Source organism: Pantoea sp. ACRSB (assembly GCF_022346905.1).
GTDB lineage: Bacteria > Pseudomonadota > Gammaproteobacteria > Enterobacterales > Enterobacteriaceae > Pantoea > Pantoea piersonii.
This window is the reverse complement of record NZ_JAKRNL010000003.1, coordinates 159,388-178,201: the sequence shown is the minus strand read 5'-3', so window position 1 is coordinate 178,201 and position 18,814 is coordinate 159,388. Positions and strand designations below refer to the sequence as shown.

The window sequence follows — 18,814 nt, the reverse complement described above, 5'->3', positions numbered from 1 at the left end:
GCCTGACCGCTCCACACCGCACTGACTCAACACCCTGTTTACAAGGCCGCGCTTTGCGCGGCCTTTTCCTTTGCTCCAGCAGCGTACGGACCGCGCGCGGCTCAGAAAAGGCTGGTCTGAAAAAAAATTTTCTTTTAACCCTTGATGCGCTTCGAAGCGGCCCCATTTAGTTGTCATCGAGCGTTGTGAGCCCGGAAAAAAAAGCGAGTCACGGCGGTTGAAAGCCAACAAAGCGACCGCATTAAGGGGTCACAACCCAAATTGACAAAGAATTTAAGTGGGAGACGTTTAGATGGGTAAGATTATTGGTATTGACCTGGGTACAACCAACTCTTGTGTTGCGATCATGGACGGCGCGAAAGCGCGCGTGCTGGAGAACGCCGAGGGCGATCGTACCACGCCTTCAATCATTGCTTATACGCAGGATGGCGAAACTCTGGTGGGCCAACCGGCTAAACGTCAGGCGGTGACCAACCCACAGAACACGCTGTTCGCTATCAAGCGTCTGATCGGCCGTCGTTTCCAGGACGAAGAAGTGCAGCGTGATATCAAAATCATGCCGTACAAAATCACCTCTTCAGACAATGGCGATGCCTGGCTGGAAGTAAAAGGTCAGAAAATGGCGCCGCCGCAGATCTCTGCGGAAGTGCTGAAGAAAATGAAAAAGACCGCAGAAGACTATCTTGGCGAGCCGGTCACCGAAGCCGTTATTACCGTTCCGGCCTACTTTAACGATGCGCAGCGTCAGGCGACAAAAGACGCCGGCCGTATCGCAGGTCTGGAAGTAAAACGCATTATCAACGAACCGACCGCAGCGGCACTGGCCTACGGCCTGGATAAAGGTCAGGGCAACCGCACCATCGCGGTATACGACCTGGGCGGCGGTACGTTCGATATCTCTATTATCGAAATCGACGAAGTTGATGGCGAAAAAACCTTCGAAGTGCTGGCGACCAATGGTGATACCCACCTGGGTGGTGAAGACTTCGACAGCCGTCTGATCAACTATCTGGTAGCGGAATTCAAGAAAGATCAGGGCATCGATCTGCACAACGATCCGCTGGCAATGCAGCGTCTGAAAGAAGCCGCAGAGAAAGCGAAAATCGAGCTCTCTTCCGCGCAGCAGACCGACGTTAACCTGCCGTACATCACGGCGGACGCAACGGGTCCGAAACACCTGAACATCAAAGTGACCCGCGCTAAGCTGGAGTCGCTGGTAGAAGATCTGGTCAGCCGTTCTATCGAACCGCTGAAAGTCGCGCTGCAGGATGCGGGACTCTCTGTTTCCGACATCAACGACGTTATCCTGGTCGGCGGTCAGACGCGTATGCCGATGGTGCAGGCGAAAGTAGCGGAGTTCTTCGGTAAAGAGCCGCGTAAAGACGTTAACCCGGATGAAGCGGTTGCCGTAGGCGCTGCGGTACAGGGCGGCGTGCTGGCGGGCGACGTAAAAGACGTGCTGCTGCTGGACGTAACCCCGCTGTCGCTGGGTATCGAAACCATGGGCGGCGTGATGACTTCGCTGATCAGCAAGAACACCACGATTCCGACCAAACACAGCCAGGTGTTCTCAACCGCTGAAGACAACCAGTCTGCCGTGACCATTCACGTGCTGCAGGGCGAGCGTAAGCGTTCAAGCGATAACAAATCGCTGGGTCAGTTCAACCTGGACGGCATTCAGCCGGCACCGCGTGGTATGCCGCAGATCGAAGTCACCTTCGATATCGATGCGGACGGCATCCTGCACGTCTCAGCGAAAGACAAGAACAGCGGTAAAGAGCAGAAGATCACCATCAAAGCTTCTTCCGGCCTGAACGAGGAAGAGATCGAAAAAATGGTTCGCGATGCAGAAGCGAACGCTGAATCGGATCGCAAGTTCGAAGAGCTGGTACAGACCCGCAACCAGGGCGACCAGATTGCGCACAGCACGCGTAAGCAGCTGGATGAAGCGGGCGATAAACTCTCCGCTGACGATAAAGCGCCAATCGAGTCCGCGCTGAGCGAGCTGGAAACAGCGCTGAAAGGCGAAGACAAAGAGGCGATCGACGCTAAGATGCAGGCGCTGATGCAGGTTTCCAGCAAGCTGATGGAAGCGGCGCAGCAGCAGTCACAGGCGGGCGGCGCGGATGCAGCCGACGCTTCTGCGAAGAAAGATGACGACGTGGTCGACGCTGAATTCGAAGAAGTGAAAGACAACAAAAAATAATTGCCCCTGACCGGGCGCGACGGTTGGCCTGACAGCCGTTGAAACCAGCACGGGCGTAGGAGTTCTCTCCACGCCCGTGCGAGCATGTTAAGGGCTAAAAATGGCGAAGAGTGACTACTACGAGATTTTAGGCGTCTCCAAATCCGCGGACGAACGTGAAATTAAAAAGGCGTACAAACGCCTGGCGATGAAGTTTCACCCCGATCGCAACCCGGGTGATAAAGAGGCTGAAGCCAAATTTAAAGAGGTCAAGGAAGCCTACGAAATCCTGACCGACGCGCAGAAGCGCGCGGCATACGATCAGTACGGCCATGCGGCGTTTGAACAGGGCGGCATGGGCGGCGGCGGCTTCGGCGGCGGCGCGGACTTCAGCGATATCTTTGGCGACGTCTTCGGCGACATCTTTGGCGGCGGTCGTCGTCAGCGCGCAGCGCGCGGCGCCGATTTACGCTACAACATGGAGCTGACGCTGGAAGAAGCGGTGCGCGGCGTGACCAAAGAGATCCGCATCCCAACGCTGCAGGAGTGTGACGTCTGCCACGGCAGCGGGGCGAAAGCGGGAACTCAGCCGCAAACCTGTCCGACCTGTCATGGCGCAGGCCAGGTGCAGATGCGTCAGGGCTTCTTTACCGTACAGCAGGCCTGTCCGACCTGTCACGGTCGCGGTTCGGTGATTAAAGATCCGTGCAACGCCTGTCACGGCCACGGTCGCGTCGAGAAATCGAAAACCCTGTCGGTGAAAATCCCCGCAGGCGTCGATACCGGCGACCGCATCCGCCTGAGTGGCGAAGGCGAAGCCGGAGAGCAGGGCGCGCCAGCAGGCGATCTCTACGTTCAGGTTTCGGTGAAGAAACACCCGATCTTCGAGCGTGAAGATAACAACCTTTACTGCGAAGTGCCGATTAACTTTGCTATGGCGGCGCTGGGCGGTGAAATCGAAGTGCCGACGCTGGATGGCCGCGTGAAGCTGAAAGTCCCGGCGGAAACCCAGACCGGCAAGCTGTTCCGCATGCGCGGCAAAGGGGTGAAATCGGTACGCGGCGGCGCGGTCGGCGATCTGCTGTGTCGTGTCGTGGTGGAGACGCCGGTTAATCTGAATGAAAAGCAGAAAAAGCTGCTGCGCGATCTGGAAGAGAGTTTCGGCGGCCCGACCGGCGAGAACAACAGCCCGCGTTCAAAAAGCTTTTTCGACGGTGTGAAGAAGTTTTTTGACGACCTGACCCGCTAAACCGCACTCAGTGAAAATGAAGCCAGCGCTCTGTCACTGGCTTTTTTTTGCCCCACGTTACGCGATTAACCCACGCCTGATAATAAAGCACGATTACAACCTGTTATTATTATGACCCTGTACGTTTTTTATTTTCTGGGAAGGATGAGTTGTGAATATCGGGCTTAAAAAATTGCTTAATAATGACGCCACCAGCGGCGTCGTGCTGATCCTGGCGGCTGCGCTGGCGATGTTTCTGGCGAACAGCGCCGCTACGCAGCAGGCTTATCAAAACCTGCTGGCCGTACCGGTGGAGTTCCGCTTTGGCTCGCTCGATATTAGCAAGAACCTGCTGCTGTGGATTAATGACGCGCTGATGGCGATCTTCTTTCTGCTGGTCGGCCTGGAGGTGAAGCGCGAAATGGTGATGGGGGCGCTGGCGAAGCGCGAGCAGGCGGTTTTCCCGCTGATCGCTGCGCTGGGCGGCATGCTGGTGCCAGGCCTGCTGTTTCTGGCGTTTAACGGCGCGGATGAGGCCACGCGCAGCGGCTGGGCGATCCCTACCGCCACTGATATCGCTTTTGCGCTGGGTATCCTCGCGCTGCTGGGCAGCCGCGTGCCGCCAGCGCTGAAAATCTTTCTGATGGCGCTGGCGATTATCGACGACCTCGGCGCGATTGTGATTATTGCGCTCTTCTACACCAGCGATATGTCGATGACGGCGCTGGGCGTCGCCGCGCTGGCAATTGTGGTGCTGGCGGCGATGAATCTGCTCAACGTGCGCAATACCGGGCTCTATCTGCTGGTCGGCATGGTGCTGTGGACCGCCGTACTGAAGTCGGGCGTTCATGCGACGCTGGCGGGCGTCGTGGTGGGCTTCCTGATCCCGCTGAAAAAGGAGGAGGGCCACTCACCGGCTATTCATCTTGAGCATGCGCTGCATCCCTGGGTGCGCTGGCTGATCCTGCCGCTGTTCGCCTTCGCCAACGCGGGCGTGTCGCTGGATGGCGTTCACGCTGGGGATATCTTCTCGCTGCTGCCGTTGGGGATTGTAGCGGGACTGCTGATTGGCAAACCCACCGGCATTACGCTCTTCTGCTGGCTGGCGGTAAAATTCAGGCTGGCGTCGCTGCCGAAAAACACTAGTCTCGCGGATATCGCCGCGGTCGGCGTGCTGTGCGGCATCGGTTTTACTATGTCGATTTTTATCGCCTCGCTGGCCTATGGCGAGAGCAATCCGCAGCTGATCACGCTGGCGAAGCTAGGTATTTTGCTGGGATCGATTCTGTCGGCGGTAGCGGGCTATCTGATTCTGAGGCTGCGTCTGGCGCAACGCGCTGCTTAATTGAGACGAAAAAAAACCGGCTAAGCGCCGGTTCTTTTTACAAAGCGATAAACAAAGGCTTACGCCATTTTGTTGATCTGAGCAGTCAGGTTAGCTTTATGACGTGCAGCTTTGTTTTTGTGGATCAGACCTTTAGCAGCCTGACGGTCCACGATCGGTTGCATTTCGTTAAATGCGTTCTGCGCAGCAGCTTTGTCGCCAGCTGCGATCGCCGCGTATACTTTCTTAACGAAAGTACGCATCATAGAACGACGGCTCGCGTTATGCTTGCGACGTTTTTCAGATGTTACGGCGCGTTTCTTAGCTGATTTGATATTAGCCAAGGTCCAACTCCCAAATGTGTTCTATATGGACAAATCAAAGGCCGAGGACTATGCCTTTTGAGCCTTCTTTTGTCAATGGATTTGTGCAAATAAGCGTCGTTTTACAAACCACGCCCGGTTACGTAATTGATGGCGCAAGATTCTACCAGCTTCCCCTCTCTGAATACAGCCTTTCCCAACAAAATTCTCTGAGGAGAGGGCGACGCGCGCCAGGCCCGGAGAAATGGCGCGTTCTGCCCAGGAAAGGTGGCGTTGACGGGTTAACCTTCGCCGGTTTCAAGGGTATAATCCGCCGATTTCCACCGGTTTGAGTCAGCCATGAAGTTTATCCGCGGTATTCATAATTTAAACGAGCAGCATCGCGGCTGCGTCCTGACCATTGGTAACTTCGACGGCGTGCATCGCGGCCATCAGGCGCTGATGGCGCGCCTGTGCGAAGAGGGACGAAAACGCCAGCTCCCGGTGATGGTGATGCTGTTTGAGCCGCAGCCGCTTGAGCTGTTTGCCGGAGACAAAGCGCCGGCGCGTCTGACGCGCCTGCGGGAGAAGCTCAAATTCCTGGCGGAGGCGGGCGTCGATCGCGTGCTCTGCGTACGCTTTGACCGTCGCTTCGCCGCGCAGTCGGCGCAGTGTTTTATCACCGATCTGCTGGTGGATAAGCTGGGCGTCAGGTACCTGGCGGTGGGGGATGATTTCCGCTTTGGCGCTGGTCGTCAGGGCGATTTCCTGTTATTACAGAAGGCCGGTGCCGAATACGGCTTTGATGTCGTCAGCACCGAAACCTTCTGCGACGGCGGCAAGCGTATCAGCAGCACCGCCGTACGTCAGGCGCTGGCCGCTGACGATTTAGCGCTGGCGCAAACGCTGCTGGGCCATCCTTTCAGTATCTCTGGCCGCGTCGTGCACGGCGATGCACTGGGACGCACCATCGGTTTTCCCACCGCGAATATCCCGTTACGCCGCGTTGTCTCGCCGGTGAAAGGCGTTTATGCGGTGGAGGTGCTCGGCCTGGGCGCGCCCGTTCCCGGCGTCGCTAATATCGGCACGCGTCCCACGGTAAAAGGATTGCGTCAGCAGCTTGAAGTTCACCTGCTTGACATCAATATCAATCTGTACGGAAAGCACATTGATGTGGTGCTGAAGCATAAGATACGTAACGAGCAGCGCTTTGCCTCACTGGAGGCGTTGAAAGAACAAATTGCGAAAGATGTGGTAACCGCCCGGCGCTTCTTTGGGCTTTAACCCCGCAAAATACGGAAACGAGAATCTGATGAGTGACTATAAATCTACCCTGAATTTGCCCGAAACGGGGTTCCCGATGCGCGGCGATCTTGCCAAACGCGAGCCGGGAATGCTGCAACGCTGGTATGATGACAACCTGTACGGCATCATCCGCGAAGCCAAAAAAGGGAAAAAAACCTTTATCCTGCATGACGGCCCTCCCTATGCGAACGGCAGCATTCATATTGGTCACTCAGTTAACAAGATTCTGAAAGACATTATCGTTAAGTCGAAAGGCATGGCGGGCTACGATTCGCCTTACGTGCCGGGCTGGGACTGCCATGGTCTGCCGATCGAGCATAAGGTCGAGCAGATGATCGGCAAGCCGGGCGAGAAAGTCACGCCGGCCGAATTCCGCGAAGCGTGCCGCAAATATGCCGCCGAGCAGGTAGAAGGGCAGAAAGCGGACTTTATCCGTCTCGGCGTGCTGGGTGACTGGGAGCGTCCTTACCTGACGATGAACTTCCAGACCGAAGCCAACATCATTCGCGCGCTGGGCAAGATCATCGGCAACGGCCATCTGCATAAAGGCGCCAAGCCGGTGCACTGGTGTCTGGACTGCCGTTCTGCGCTGGCGGAAGCGGAAGTCGAATACTATGACAAAACTTCGCCTTCTATCGACGTGATGTTCAACGCGGTGGATCGCGACGCGGTACGCGCTAAATTTGGCGATGCGCCGGTGAACGGCCCGATCTCGCTGGTGATCTGGACCACCACGCCCTGGACCATGCCGGCTAACCGCGCCATCTCGCTGCATCCGGAGTTCGATTATCAGCTGGTGCAGATCGACGGGCGCGCGCTGATCCTCGCTAAAGAGCTGACCGAGAGCGTGCTGAAGCGCGCAGGCGTCACCGAGTGGACTGTGCTGGGCGAATGCAAAGGCGCGGCGCTGGAGCGTCTCACCTTCCAGCATCCTTTCCTGGTGAACATTCAGTCGCCGGTAGTGCTGGGCGAGCACGTTACGCTCGACGCCGGTACCGGCGCCGTACATACCGCGCCGGGCCACGGCCCGGACGACTATGTTATCGGCCAGAAATATGGCATCGAGGTGGCGAACCCGGTGGGGCCGGACGGCACCTATCTGCCGGGCACCTATCCGACGCTCGACGGCCTGAATGTATTCAAGGCTAACGACGTTATCGTTGAGCTGCTGAAAGAGAAAGGCGCGCTGCTGCATGTAGAAAAACTGCTGCACAGCTACCCGCACTGCTGGCGTCACAAAACGCCGATTATCTTCCGCGCGACGCCGCAGTGGTTTATCAGCATGGATCAGAAAGGGCTGCGCGCGCAGTCGCTGAAAGAGATCAAAGGCGTTCAGTGGATCCCGGACTGGGGCCAGGCGCGCATCGAAGCGATGGTCGCGAACCGTCCTGACTGGTGTATCTCTCGTCAGCGCACCTGGGGCGTGCCGATGGCGCTGTTCGTGCATAAAGAGACCGAGCAGCTGCATCCCGATACGCTGGCGCTGATGGAGAAAGTCGCGCAGCGCGTCGAGCAGGATGGCATTCAGGCGTGGTGGGATCTCGATCCGCGTGAGCTGATGGGCGACGACGCCGACAACTATATGAAGGTGCCGGATACGCTGGACGTCTGGTTCGACTCCGGCTCCACCAGCTATGCGGTCGTCGACGCGCGTCCGGAATTTGGCGGCCACGCTGCCGACATGTATCTGGAAGGCTCCGACCAGCATCGCGGCTGGTTTATGTCATCGCTGATGATCTCTACCGCGATGAAGGGCAAAGCGCCTTATCGTCAGGTACTGACACACGGCTTTACCGTGGATGGTCAGGGCCGCAAGATGTCCAAGTCGATCGGCAATACCGTATCGCCGCAGGACGTGATGAACAAACTGGGCGCGGATATTCTGCGTCTGTGGGTCGCCTCTACCGACTATTCCGGCGAGATGGCGGTCTCCGACGAGATCCTGAAACGCTCCGCCGACGCCTATCGTCGTATCCGTAACACCGCGCGCTTCCTGCTGGCGAACCTTAACGGCTTCAACCCAGAGACCGATATGGTTAAGCCGGAAGAGATGGTGGTGCTGGATCGCTGGGCGGTTGGCCGCGCGCAGGCCGCGCAGGCGGATATTGTCGCCTCTTACGAAAACTACGACTTCCATGAAGTTATCCAGCGCCTGATGCAGTTCTGCTCGGTAGAGATGGGCTCTTTCTATCTGGATATCATCAAGGATCGCCAGTACACCGCGAAGCGCGACAGCCTGGCGCGCCGCAGCTGTCAGACTGCGCTGTGGCACATCGTTGAGGCGCTGGTGCGCTGGATGGCGCCGATCATGTCCTTTACCGCCGATGAAATCTGGGGCTATCTGCCGGGCAAACGCGCGCAGTACGTCTTCACCGAAGAGTGGTATGACGGCCTGTTTGGTCTGTCGCAGGATGAAGCGCTGAACGATGCCTACTGGGCGGAGCTGCTGAAAGTGCGCGGCGAAGTCAACAAGGCGATCGAGCAGGCGCGCAGCGACAAGCGTATCGGCGGCGCGCTGGAAGCGACCGTCACGCTCTATGCTGATGCGGCGCTGGCGGAGAAGCTGCAGGCGCTGGGCGACGAGCTGCGCTTTGTGCTGCTGACGTCGGGCGCGACGGTGGCGGATTACGCGCTGGCCAGCGAAGAGGCGCAGCAAAGCGAACTGGTAAAAGGTCTGAAAATCGCGCTGCACAAAGCAGAAGGCGAGAAGTGTCCGCGCTGCTGGCATTACACTACGGACGTCGGCCAGAACGCGGAGCATCTTGCCGTGTGCGGTCGTTGTTATACCAACCTGGCCGGTAACGGCGAAGAGCGTAAATTTGCCTGATGCGTAAACCTATTCTCTCAACCGGCTTACGCTGGGTATGGCTGGTGCTGGCGGTGATCCTGGTCGATTTCGCCAGCAAACAGTGGGTGATGAACAACATGATGCTGCACGAAACGCAGCCGCTGATGCCGTTCCTCAACCTGTTCTACGCCCACAACTACGGTGCGGCGTTCAGCTTCCTGGCGGATAAAGGCGGCTGGCAGCGCTGGTTCTTCGCTGGCATCGCCATCGCTATCGTGGTGGCCTTGCTGGTGATGATGTACCGCAGCCGCGCCAGCCAGAAAATCGTTAATATCGCCTACGCGCTGATTATCGGCGGCGCGGCAGGCAACCTGTTCGATCGTGCTTATCACGGATTTGTCGTCGACTTTATCGACTTCTATATTGGTGACTGGCACTTCGCCACCTTTAATATCGCTGACTGCGGCATCTGTATCGGCGCTGCGTTAGTGGTGCTGGAGGGCTTTTTCAGCCCCTCCGGCAAACAGGCAAAACAAGGGTAAGCCATGACAGTCTCTGTACAGCGCGACAGCGCAGTGCTGCTGCATTTCACGCTGAAGCTGGAGGACGGCTCTGTTGCGGAGTCGACCTCCGCTTCCGGCAAACCGGCGCTGTTCCGTCTGGGCGACGGCAGCCTTTCCGCTGCGCTGGAGCAGGAGCTGCTGGGACTGAAGGCGGGAGACAAGCACGCCTTTACGCTGGAGCCGGAAGCGGCTTTCGGCACCGTCAGCCCCGATCTGATCCAGTACTTTTCGCGCCGCGATTTCATTAATGCGGGCGAGCCGGAAATCGGCGCCATTATGCTCTTTACCGGCATGGGCGGCAGTGAAATGCCTGGCGTGATCCGCGATATTTCCGGCGATTCCATTACGGTGGATTTCAATCATCCGCTGGCCGGTCATCAGGTTCATTTCGATATCGACGTGCTGGAAGTCGATCCGGTACTGGAGGCAAACGATGCAAATCCTGCTGGCTAACCCGCGCGGCTTCTGCGCTGGCGTCGATCGTGCCATCAGCATCGTCGAGCGTGCGCTGGAGATGTACGGCGCGCCGATTTATGTGCGTCATGAAGTGGTGCATAACCGCTACGTGGTAAACAGCCTGCGCGAGCGCGGCGCGATCTTTATTGAAGAGATCAGCGAAGTGCCGGATAACGCGATACTGATTTTCTCTGCACACGGTGTCTCACAGGCGGTTCGTGCTGAAGCGAAGGCGCGCAGCCTGACCATGCTGTTCGACGCCACCTGTCCACTGGTGACCAAGGTTCATATGGAGGTCGCGCGCGCCAGCCGTAAAGGCGTGGAGGCGATCCTCATCGGCCATGCGGGTCATCCGGAAGTGGAAGGCACCATGGGCCAGTACAGCAACCCTAACGGCGGCATGTATCTGGTGGAGTCGCCGGAGGATGTGTTTAAGCTGCAGGTAAAGGATGAGAGCAATCTCTGCTTTATGACGCAGACCACGCTGTCGGTTGATGACACCTCTGACGTGATCGATGCGCTGCGCGCCCGTTTCCCGGCGATTATCGGCCCGCGCAAGGATGATATCTGCTACGCCACCACCAACCGTCAGGAAGCGGTGCGCGTGCTGGCGCGCGATGCGGAAGTGGTGCTGGTGGTCGGATCGAAGAACTCCTCAAACTCTAATCGCCTGGCGGAACTGGCGCAGCGCGCCGGCAAGCTGGCGAAGCTCATCGATTCTGCAGACGATATTCAGGAAGAGTGGGTAAAAGGCGTAGAGTGCATCGGCGTGACGGCTGGGGCATCCGCGCCGGATATTCTGGTGCAGCAGGTGATCCAGCGTCTGCGCGAGCTGGGCGGCGAGGCGGCAATCGAACTGATCGGACGCGAAGAGAACATTGTGTTTGAAGTGCCCAAAGAGCTGCGCGTCGAAGTACGCAACGTGCAGTAACGCACCGGTACCAGCTTGTTGAAAGGCCGACTCTGTTCGGCCTTTTTTATTGGCTAAACGTCGCCGCCCCTTCAGCGGAATTGCTTTTACTGATAATCGCTAAGCGCTACCCTGAAATTCTTATTATCCCCTGTTAATAGTGGCGTATCTGTTAACTGACCGTTAACCTGATAACGCTTTGCATGCATAGATTTGTATCAGGAATGAATAAATATGAGTAATTACCGCATTGCCGTCGTAGGCGCGTCTGGCCGTATGGGGCGCAATCTGATTGAAGCGACGCACCAGGCAGAAGGCGTCGAGCTGGGCGCGGCGCTGGTACGCCCAGGCTCTTCGCTGACAGGCAGCGACGCTGGTGAACTGGCCGGATTAGGCAAAAACGGCGTCATCATCACGGATGATTTACGCAGCGTGATGGATGATTTCGACGTGCTGGTGGATTTCACCCGCCCTGAAGGCACGCTCCACTATCTGGCGCTGTGCCGCGAATACAACAAGGCGATGGTCATTGGCACAACCGGCTTTGACGAGGCGGGTAAAGCCGCTATCCAGGCGGCTTCCGCTGATATCGGTATCGTGTTTGCCGCCAACTTTAGCGTTGGTGTAAACCTTGTGCTTAAGCTGCTGGAGAAAGCGGCGAAGGTAATGGGCGACTACGCCGATATCGAAATTATCGAAGCGCACCATCGTCATAAAGTCGATGCCCCTTCCGGCACTGCGCTGGCGATGGGCGAAGCCATTGCCGATGCCATGAGTTGGGATTTGAAAGATCGCGCCATTTACGCGCGTGAGGGTCATACCGGTGAGCGTAAACCGCAGACTATCGGCTTTGCCACGGTGCGTGCGGGCGATATCGTCGGCGAACATACCGCAATGTTTGCTGATAATGGCGAGCGCGTAGAGATAACCCATAAGGCTTCCAGCCGCATGACTTTTGCAAATGGCGCAGTCAAAGCGGCGCTGTGGCTGAAAGGCGGTAAAAAAGGGCTTTATGATATGCGAGACGTGCTGGATTTATCGATGCTATAGGGTTTTGTACCATCGTGATGTGGTTATTTCAATCTGCAATCTATTGATTGGAAAGGGCGATATAATTATCGCCCTTAATTTTGTGTAAAAACAAAGGTTATAACGTTATTTTTGATTGTGACTGTTAAAATCGTGATTTTTATCCTCTTTAAGACCTGAAAAAAGAACAATTTTGACCAAATGGTCAAAAAAAAGGGGCGTGCAGCACTCGCTTCGGCTCTTTTTCACCAGGCAACCGATTATTTCGCCTGTTAATCTCTCTTTTTTACGCCTTATGTCGCGTTTTAACATTCAGTGACCCGAAAAGGGTAAAAAAATCGCTGTTCAGGGTAGACAATCAGCAGGGCGATCATTAGAATGCGCGCAATTTGCCAAAAATCGACCAGTCAGGCGGTTTTTGCCTTGATTCAGGGCCAAATTTTGAATTAATATGCAAATATTGTGACTGTTTATTCCCTGGAGGATGTTTTGATTAAGTCAGCGCTCTTGGTTCTGGAAGACGGAACCCAATTCCACGGTCGGGCCATAGGGGCAACGGGATCGGCAGTGGGGGAGGTCGTTTTCAATACGTCAATGACCGGTTATCAAGAAATACTCACTGATCCCTCCTATTCCCGCCAGATCGTCACCCTCACTTATCCCCATATCGGCAATGTTGGCGTTAACGCCGCCGACGCAGAGTCCACCCAAATTCACGCGCAAGGCCTGGTTATTCGTGACCTGCCGCTGATTGTCAGCAACTTCCGCAGCGAAGAGAGTCTGTCGGCTTATCTGCAGCGCAATAACATCGTCGCCATTGCCGATATCGACACCCGCAAGCTGACGCGCCTGCTGCGCGAAAAAGGAGCGCAAAACGGCTGCATTATCGCGGGCGATAACCCCGACGCCGCGCTGGCGCTGCAAAAAGCTCAGGCGTTCCCGGGTCTGAAAGGGATGGATCTGGCGAAAGAGGTCACAACGGCGGAAACTTACAGCTGGCAGCAGGGTTCATGGACGCTGGAAGATGGGCTGCCGCAACCGCAGAGCGCAGAGGCGCTGCCGTATCATGTTGTCGCTTACGATTACGGCGTTAAATTTAATATTTTCCGTATGCTGGTGGATCGCGGCTGCCGCCTGACGGTCGTGCCGGCGCAGACGCCAGCCGATGAAGTGCTGAAGCTTAATCCAGACGGCATTTTCCTCTCCAACGGGCCGGGCGATCCGGAGCCGTGTGATTACGCTATCAGCGCAATTAAAACTTTCCTTGAAACCGAGATCCCGGTGTTCGGCATCTGCCTTGGCCATCAGCTGCTGGCGCTGGCGAGCGGTGCCAAAACCGTGAAAATGAAGCTTGGCCACCACGGCGGCAACCATCCGGTGCAGGATCTTGACAACAACAGCGTCATGATCACCGCGCAAAACCATGGCTTCGCCGTCGATGACGCCAGCCTGCCTGCGAACCTGCGCGTGACGCATATTTCGCTGTTCGACAAAACAGTGCAGGGCATTCACCGCACTGACAAACCGGCGTTCAGCTTCCAGGGACACCCGGAAGCGAGCCCGGGCCCGCATGATGCAGCGCCGTTGTTTGACCACTTTATTGAACTGATCGAAGCCTACCGTTCGAAAGCCAGGTAATCAGGAGCCCGAAGATGCCAAAACGTACTGATATAAAATCCATCCTGATCCTTGGCGCTGGCCCAATCGTCATCGGCCAGGCCTGTGAATTTGACTACTCTGGCGCGCAGGCGTGTAAGGCGCTGCGCGAAGAGGGCTACCGCGTTATTCTGGTGAACTCCAACCCGGCGACCATTATGACCGACCCGGAAATGGCCGATGCGACCTATATCGAGCCGATTCACTGGGAAGTCGTGCGCAAAATTATTGAAAAAGAGCGCCCGGACGCGGTGCTGCCGACCATGGGCGGCCAGACCGCGCTGAACTGCGCGCTTGAGCTGGAGCGTCAGGGCGTGCTGGAAGAGTTCGGCGTGACCATGATTGGCGCGACGGCGGACGCAATCGACAAGGCGGAAGATCGGCAGCGCTTCGATAAGGCGATGAAAGCTATCGGCCTGGAAACCGCCCGGTCAGGCATCGCCCATACTATGGAAGAGGCGCTAAAGGTCGCTGAAGATGTTGGCTTCCCGTGTATTATCCGTCCCTCGTTCACCATGGGCGGCACCGGCGGCGGCATCGCCTACAACCGCGAAGAGTTTGAAGAGATTTGCGAGCGCGGTCTGGATCTCTCGCCTACTAATGAGCTGCTAATCGATGAGTCGCTGATTGGCTGGAAAGAGTATGAGATGGAAGTGGTGCGCGACAAAAACGACAACTGCATCATTGTCTGCTCTATCGAAAACTTCGACGCCATGGGTATTCACACCGGCGACTCCATTACCGTCGCGCCGGCGCAGACGCTGACCGATAAAGAGTACCAGATCATGCGTAACGCCTCGCTGGCGGTACTGCGTGAAATCGGCGTAGAAACCGGCGGCTCCAACGTGCAGTTCTCGGTTAACCCGAAGAACGGCCGTTTGATCGTTATCGAAATGAACCCGCGCGTCTCGCGCTCCTCGGCACTCGCCTCTAAAGCAACCGGCTTCCCGATTGCCAAAGTCGCGGCCAAGCTGGCGGTCGGCTTCACGCTTGACGAGCTGATGAACGATATCACCGGCGGCCTGACGCCAGCGTCGTTCGAACCCTCTATCGACTACGTCGTGACGAAGATTCCGCGCTTTAACTTTGAGAAATTCGCCGGCGCTAACGACCGTCTGACTACGCAGATGAAGTCAGTGGGCGAGGTGATGGCGATTGGCCGTACCTTCCAGGAGTCAATGCAGAAAGCGCTGCGCGGTCTGGAAGTGGGCGCAAACGGCTTTGACCCGAAAGTGCACCTTGATGACGCCGACGCGCTGACCCGCATTCGCCGCGAGCTGAAGGACGCTGGCGCCGAGCGTATCTGGTACATCGCCGATGCGTTCCGGGCCGGGATGTCGGTCGACGGCGTATTCAATCTGACCAATATCGATCGCTGGTTCCTGGTGCAAATCGAGGAGCTGGTGCGTCTGGAAGAGCAGGTGGCGCGCGAAGGCGTCAACAGCCTGAGCCAGCCGTTCCTGCGCACGCTGAAGCGTAAAGGCTTTGCCGATGCGCGACTGGCGGCGCTGGCAGGCGTCTCGGAAGGCGAGATCCGCAAGCTGCGTCAGCAGTACAATCTGCATCCGGTCTACAAGCGTGTCGATACCTGTGCGGCGGAGTTCGCCACCGATACTGCCTATATGTACTCTACCTATGAAGAGGAGTGCGAGGCGAACCCCAACCAGGACCGCGACAAGATTATGGTGCTGGGCGGCGGGCCTAACCGTATCGGCCAGGGCATTGAGTTCGACTACTGCTGCGTGCACGCCGCGCTGGCGCTGCGCGAAGATGGGTTCGAAACCATTATGGTGAACTGCAACCCTGAAACCGTTTCAACCGACTATGACACCTCTGACCGTCTCTACTTTGAGCCGGTAACGCTGGAAGACGTGCTGGAAATCGTGCGCATTGAGCAGCCGAAAGGCGTGATCGTGCAGTACGGCGGGCAGACGCCGCTGAAGCTGGCGCGTGCGCTGGAAGCGGCGGGCGTGCCGGTTATCGGCACCAGCCCGGACGCTATCGACCGCGCCGAAGATCGCGAGCGCTTCCAGCAGGCGGTCGATCGCCTGAACCTGAAGCAGCCGGCCAACGCCACCGTCACCACGCTGGAGCAGGCCGTTGAGAAAGCGGCCAGCATCGGCTATCCGCTGGTGGTGCGTCCTTCTTATGTGCTGGGCGGCCGCGCGATGGAGATCGTCTACGACGAGATCGACCTCAAGCGCTACTTCCAGACCGCCGTCTCCGTTTCCAACGACGCGCCGGTGCTGCTGGACCGCTTCCTGGATGACGCAGTGGAAGTCGACGTAGACGCCATTTGCGACGGTGAGCGCGTGCTGATTGGCGGCATCATGGAGCACATTGAGCAGGCGGGCGTGCACTCAGGCGACTCCGCCTGTTCGCTGCCGGCCTACACACTGAGCGAAGAGATTCAGAACGTCATGCGCCAGCAGGTTGAGCGCCTGGCCTTTGAGCTCAACGTGCGCGGCCTGATGAACGTACAGTTCGCGGTGAAGGACAACGAGGTTTACCTGATTGAGGTCAACCCACGCGCCGCGCGTACCGTACCGTTCGTCTCCAAAGCCACCGGCGTACCGCTGGCGAAAGTGGCAGCGCGCGTGATGGCGGGCAAAACGCTGGCCGAGCAGGGCGTGACGAAAGAAGTGATTCCGCCCTATTACTCAGTGAAAGAGGTGGTGCTGCCGTTTAACAAATTCCAGGGCGTGGATCCGATTCTTGGCCCGGAAATGCGTTCCACCGGCGAGGTGATGGGCGTTGGACGCACCTTTGCCGAAGCCTTCTCTAAAGCGATGCTGGGTGCGCAGAGCAATATGAAGAAGAGCGGCCGCGCGCTGTTGTCGGTACGCGAAGGTGACAAGAAGCGCATCGTCGATCTGGCGGCCAAGCTGCTGAAGTTCGGCTTTGAACTGGATGCGACCCACGGTACGGCGGTGGTGCTGGGCGAAGCGGGTATCAACCCTCGTCTGGTAAATAAGGTGCATGAAGGGCGACCGCATATTCAGGATCGCCTGAAGAACGGCGAATATACCTATATCGTTAACACGACCGCTGGTCGCCAGGCGATTGAAGACTCGCGCGTTATTCGTCGCAGCGCGCTGCAGTATAAAGTGCACTACGACACCACGCTGAATGGCGGCTTCGCCACGGCGATGTCGCTCAATGCGGATCCAACGGAAAAAGTTATTTCTGTTCAGGAAATGCACGCGCTCATTAACGGTTAATTTCCGTTCATAATTAAACGGCCCAAAAGGGCCGTTTTTTTTATTTTTTTATCATCAAATTTGATAATAAATAACTATAAACGATTAAAGTTTTGCTTATTTGTCTTAAGGCTTAGCGAGGAGTGCTATTGCTGATATTTTCAGATAAAACCGCACAAAATTATAAAGCGAAAGCGCATCGGCTCAGCGTAATATTTCGCCGCCCATTCTTCCGGGCCAATCAGGGACCTATAAAAAAATGAAAATGCGTGCTTTCACACTAAGCGCTATTGCTGCGTTAATGGCGGCTGCGCCATTTGCCAGCCAGGCTGAAATTACTCTTCTTACACAAGATCCGCAGGCAGGCGATCCGCTGAGCCGTCTGAACTTCACCGTGGGCGGCAGTATTCGTCCGCAGTTTGAACATCAGACCGGCGTCAACGACAAATCATACAAACGTAATGGCTTTGACGGCGGTACGCGTTTCCGCTTCGCCGCTGATTATTATCTGTTCGATGATATTAGCTGGGCCAGCTATTACGAAGTGGGCGTTAATATTCCTGCCGTATTTGACTGGGATAACCATTATAAAGATGGCGCCAACGATACCACGCGTCGCCAGCTCTATACCGGTCTGAAAAGCAAAACCTGGGGCGAGATCTATTTCGGCCAGCAGAACAGCGTCTTCTATGACGTAGTGGGCGCGAAGACCGATATCTGGGACTACGACATGAAAGGCCAGGCGCCGGGTAACGGCATCAACGGCGACTATGACGGCTCCTACCGCTCGCGCAAACAGCTGAAGTATAAAAACACCTTCGGCGCGGTCGATCTCTACGCTTCTTACCTGTTCAGCGACAACGAATATCTGCCGGGCAACGGCCTGCGCTACAAGCGCAAAGGCGGCGGCTCGCTGGGCGTGGATTACCACATCACGGATGACCTGACCTGGGGCACCGCGTGGAACTATACCCGCGCCACGATGCGTAATCCGCGCAACGGCGATGACGGTGACTACAACCAGAATATCTACGGCACCGCATTAAGCTGGAAGCCGGGCAACTGGACGCTCTCTGCGGGCGGCGGCTGGTATCAGAACTTCCTGCTGACCAAGCGCAGCAATGTTAACGACTACTTCGCCGACGACGCGTGGGGTCTGGAATACTTCGCTGGCTATAAAATTCCGGTCAAGCAGTACGGCCTGAAAGCCGTTCAGCCTTACGTGATGGGCGATCGTCTGGAGTATGTGAATGGCCGCAACTACCAGCGCATCGACAACGGTCTGGGCGTGACTCTGTTCCTCGACTACGGCTTCCGCGTCGACTACGAACACGTCTTTACCTCCAGCACCGACAACCTGGGCGATATCAACGTGGTACGTCTGCGTTACGATTTCTAATCGTCAAAAGCGTAAAACGGCTCCTCAGGGAGCCGTTTTTTTTACTGGGCCGGTATCGTCTCATCCAGCGGATCGGGACCAAAGCGGTTTGGGCCGACTGAGCCGCGCAGGCAGAAGTAAATCAGCAGCAGCAGCGTTCCCAGCAGGGGAATAAGCATAATCAGCAGCCACCAGCCGGAGCGATCGAGATCGTGCAGGCGACGCACCCCGACGGCAACAGAAGGGATCAGAAGAACAACGGAATACACCAGCGAAAGCAGACCCTGATCGGAAAAAACCTTTAGTCCGAGCAGTTCGTCTACCGCGCTGCATGCCAGCGAAAACAGCGTGCTGAATAAGAAAAAAAGCCAGAATGTTTTACGAGGGCAGCGACCATTGACCACCGCATACATTTTTAAAACTGTCAGATAGTGGTGCACTTCATTTTCCTTTGTTGATGGAACCTGAGCTGCAGTTTCCGTTACGTTAA

14 protein-coding genes are annotated in these 18,814 nt (G+C 56.7%); 12 read left to right on the top strand and 2 right to left on the bottom strand.

Annotated elements, in window-relative coordinates:
- Window positions 1–292 precede the first annotated feature (292 nt).
- The 3 genes from dnaK to nhaA all read left to right on the top strand — a co-directional run bounded on the left by dnaK (window position 293) and on the right by nhaA (window position 4,758).
- Window positions 293–2,206 carry a molecular chaperone DnaK gene (gene dnaK / locus MHZ89_RS11665; RefSeq protein WP_311783129.1) on the top strand — a complete coding sequence of 638 codons (1,914 nt, stop codon included), beginning with the start codon at window positions 293–295 and terminating at the stop codon, window positions 2,204–2,206.
- A gap of 100 nt (window positions 2,207–2,306) precedes the next feature.
- On the top strand, window positions 2,307–3,434 hold the full coding sequence (gene dnaJ / locus MHZ89_RS11660; RefSeq protein ID WP_311783128.1) for a molecular chaperone DnaJ: 1,128 nt from the start codon (window positions 2,307–2,309) through the stop codon (window positions 3,432–3,434).
- Between the two features lie 151 nt (window positions 3,435–3,585).
- Window positions 3,586–4,758, top strand: coding sequence for a Na+/H+ antiporter NhaA (nhaA, locus tag MHZ89_RS11655; RefSeq protein WP_311783127.1), 1,173 nt, complete (start codon window positions 3,586–3,588; stop codon window positions 4,756–4,758).
- 59 nt (window positions 4,759–4,817) lie between these two features.
- On the opposite strand, the gene rpsT is transcribed toward nhaA, so the two are convergent.
- Window positions 4,818–5,081, bottom strand: coding sequence for a 30S ribosomal protein S20 (gene rpsT / locus MHZ89_RS11650; protein WP_033749434.1), 264 nt, complete (start codon window positions 5,079–5,081; stop codon window positions 4,818–4,820).
- A gap of 318 nt (window positions 5,082–5,399) precedes the next feature.
- On the opposite strand from rpsT, the gene ribF reads away from it, so the two are divergent.
- From ribF to MHZ89_RS11605, 9 genes are all read left to right on the top strand, one after another.
- Window positions 5,400–6,323: a bifunctional riboflavin kinase/FAD synthetase gene (gene ribF / locus MHZ89_RS11645; RefSeq protein ID WP_311783126.1), complete on the top strand. Its 924-nt coding sequence runs from the start codon at window positions 5,400–5,402 to the stop codon at window positions 6,321–6,323.
- A gap of 28 nt (window positions 6,324–6,351) precedes the next feature.
- Window positions 6,352–9,171 (top strand): isoleucine--tRNA ligase, encoded by a 2,820-nt coding sequence (ileS, locus tag MHZ89_RS11640; protein WP_311783125.1) that lies wholly within the window; start codon window positions 6,352–6,354, stop codon window positions 9,169–9,171.
- Window positions 9,171–9,674: a signal peptidase II gene (gene lspA, locus MHZ89_RS11635; RefSeq protein WP_120455647.1), complete on the top strand. Its 504-nt coding sequence runs from the start codon at window positions 9,171–9,173 to the stop codon at window positions 9,672–9,674. Before ileS ends, lspA begins: the two co-directional genes overlap by 1 nt.
- A gap of 3 nt (window positions 9,675–9,677) precedes the next feature.
- Complete coding sequence (fkpB, locus tag MHZ89_RS11630) at window positions 9,678–10,148, top strand: FKBP-type peptidyl-prolyl cis-trans isomerase (protein ID WP_120455649.1); 471 nt, start codon at window positions 9,678–9,680, stop codon at window positions 10,146–10,148.
- Window positions 10,129–11,082, top strand: coding sequence for a 4-hydroxy-3-methylbut-2-enyl diphosphate reductase (gene ispH, locus MHZ89_RS11625; RefSeq protein WP_311783124.1), 954 nt, complete (start codon window positions 10,129–10,131; stop codon window positions 11,080–11,082). Before fkpB ends, ispH begins: the two co-directional genes overlap by 20 nt.
- 213 nt (window positions 11,083–11,295) lie before the next feature.
- Window positions 11,296–12,111, top strand: coding sequence for a 4-hydroxy-tetrahydrodipicolinate reductase (gene dapB / locus MHZ89_RS11620; RefSeq protein ID WP_311783123.1), 816 nt, complete (start codon window positions 11,296–11,298; stop codon window positions 12,109–12,111).
- 468 nt (window positions 12,112–12,579) lie between these two features.
- Window positions 12,580–13,728 (top strand): glutamine-hydrolyzing carbamoyl-phosphate synthase small subunit, encoded by a 1,149-nt coding sequence (gene carA, locus MHZ89_RS11615; protein WP_311783122.1) that lies wholly within the window; start codon window positions 12,580–12,582, stop codon window positions 13,726–13,728.
- Between the two features lie 14 nt (window positions 13,729–13,742).
- A complete protein-coding gene (gene carB / locus MHZ89_RS11610) occupies window positions 13,743–16,967 on the top strand; it encodes a carbamoyl-phosphate synthase large subunit (RefSeq protein ID WP_311783121.1) in 3,225 nt (1,074 codons plus the stop codon).
- Window positions 16,968–17,205: 238 nt separating this feature from the next.
- Complete coding sequence (locus tag MHZ89_RS11605; protein ID WP_311783120.1) at window positions 17,206–18,345, top strand: autotransporter domain-containing protein; 1,140 nt, start codon at window positions 17,206–17,208, stop codon at window positions 18,343–18,345.
- 41 nt (window positions 18,346–18,386) lie between these two features.
- Here the strand turns inward: MHZ89_RS11605 and MHZ89_RS11600 are convergent, their stop codons facing one another.
- Window positions 18,387–18,764, bottom strand: a complete 378-nt coding sequence (locus MHZ89_RS11600) for a DUF805 domain-containing protein (RefSeq protein ID WP_311783119.1) — start codon at window positions 18,762–18,764, stop codon at window positions 18,387–18,389.
- Between the last annotated feature and the right edge of the window lie 50 nt (window positions 18,765–18,814).

Bases quoted from the DNA above. Each gene is read 5' to 3' on its own strand.
- dnaK (WP_311783129.1), top strand. From the start codon at position 293: ATGGGTAAGATTATTGGTATTGACCTGGGTACAACCAACTCTTGTGTT.
- dnaJ (WP_311783128.1), top strand. From the start codon at position 2,307: ATGGCGAAGAGTGACTACTACGAGATTTTAGGCGTCTCCAAATCCGCG.
- ribF (WP_311783126.1), top strand. From the start codon at position 5,400: ATGAAGTTTATCCGCGGTATTCATAATTTAAACGAGCAGCATCGCGGC.
- ileS (WP_311783125.1), top strand. From the start codon at position 6,352: ATGAGTGACTATAAATCTACCCTGAATTTGCCCGAAACGGGGTTCCCG.
- lspA (WP_120455647.1), top strand. From the start codon at position 9,171: ATGCGTAAACCTATTCTCTCAACCGGCTTACGCTGGGTATGGCTGGTG.
- fkpB (WP_120455649.1), top strand. From the start codon at position 9,678: ATGACAGTCTCTGTACAGCGCGACAGCGCAGTGCTGCTGCATTTCACG.
- ispH (WP_311783124.1), top strand. From the start codon at position 10,129: ATGCAAATCCTGCTGGCTAACCCGCGCGGCTTCTGCGCTGGCGTCGAT.
- dapB (WP_311783123.1), top strand. From the start codon at position 11,296: ATGAGTAATTACCGCATTGCCGTCGTAGGCGCGTCTGGCCGTATGGGG.
- carB (WP_311783121.1), top strand. From the start codon at position 13,743: ATGCCAAAACGTACTGATATAAAATCCATCCTGATCCTTGGCGCTGGC.
- MHZ89_RS11605 (WP_311783120.1), top strand. From the start codon at position 17,206: ATGAAAATGCGTGCTTTCACACTAAGCGCTATTGCTGCGTTAATGGCG.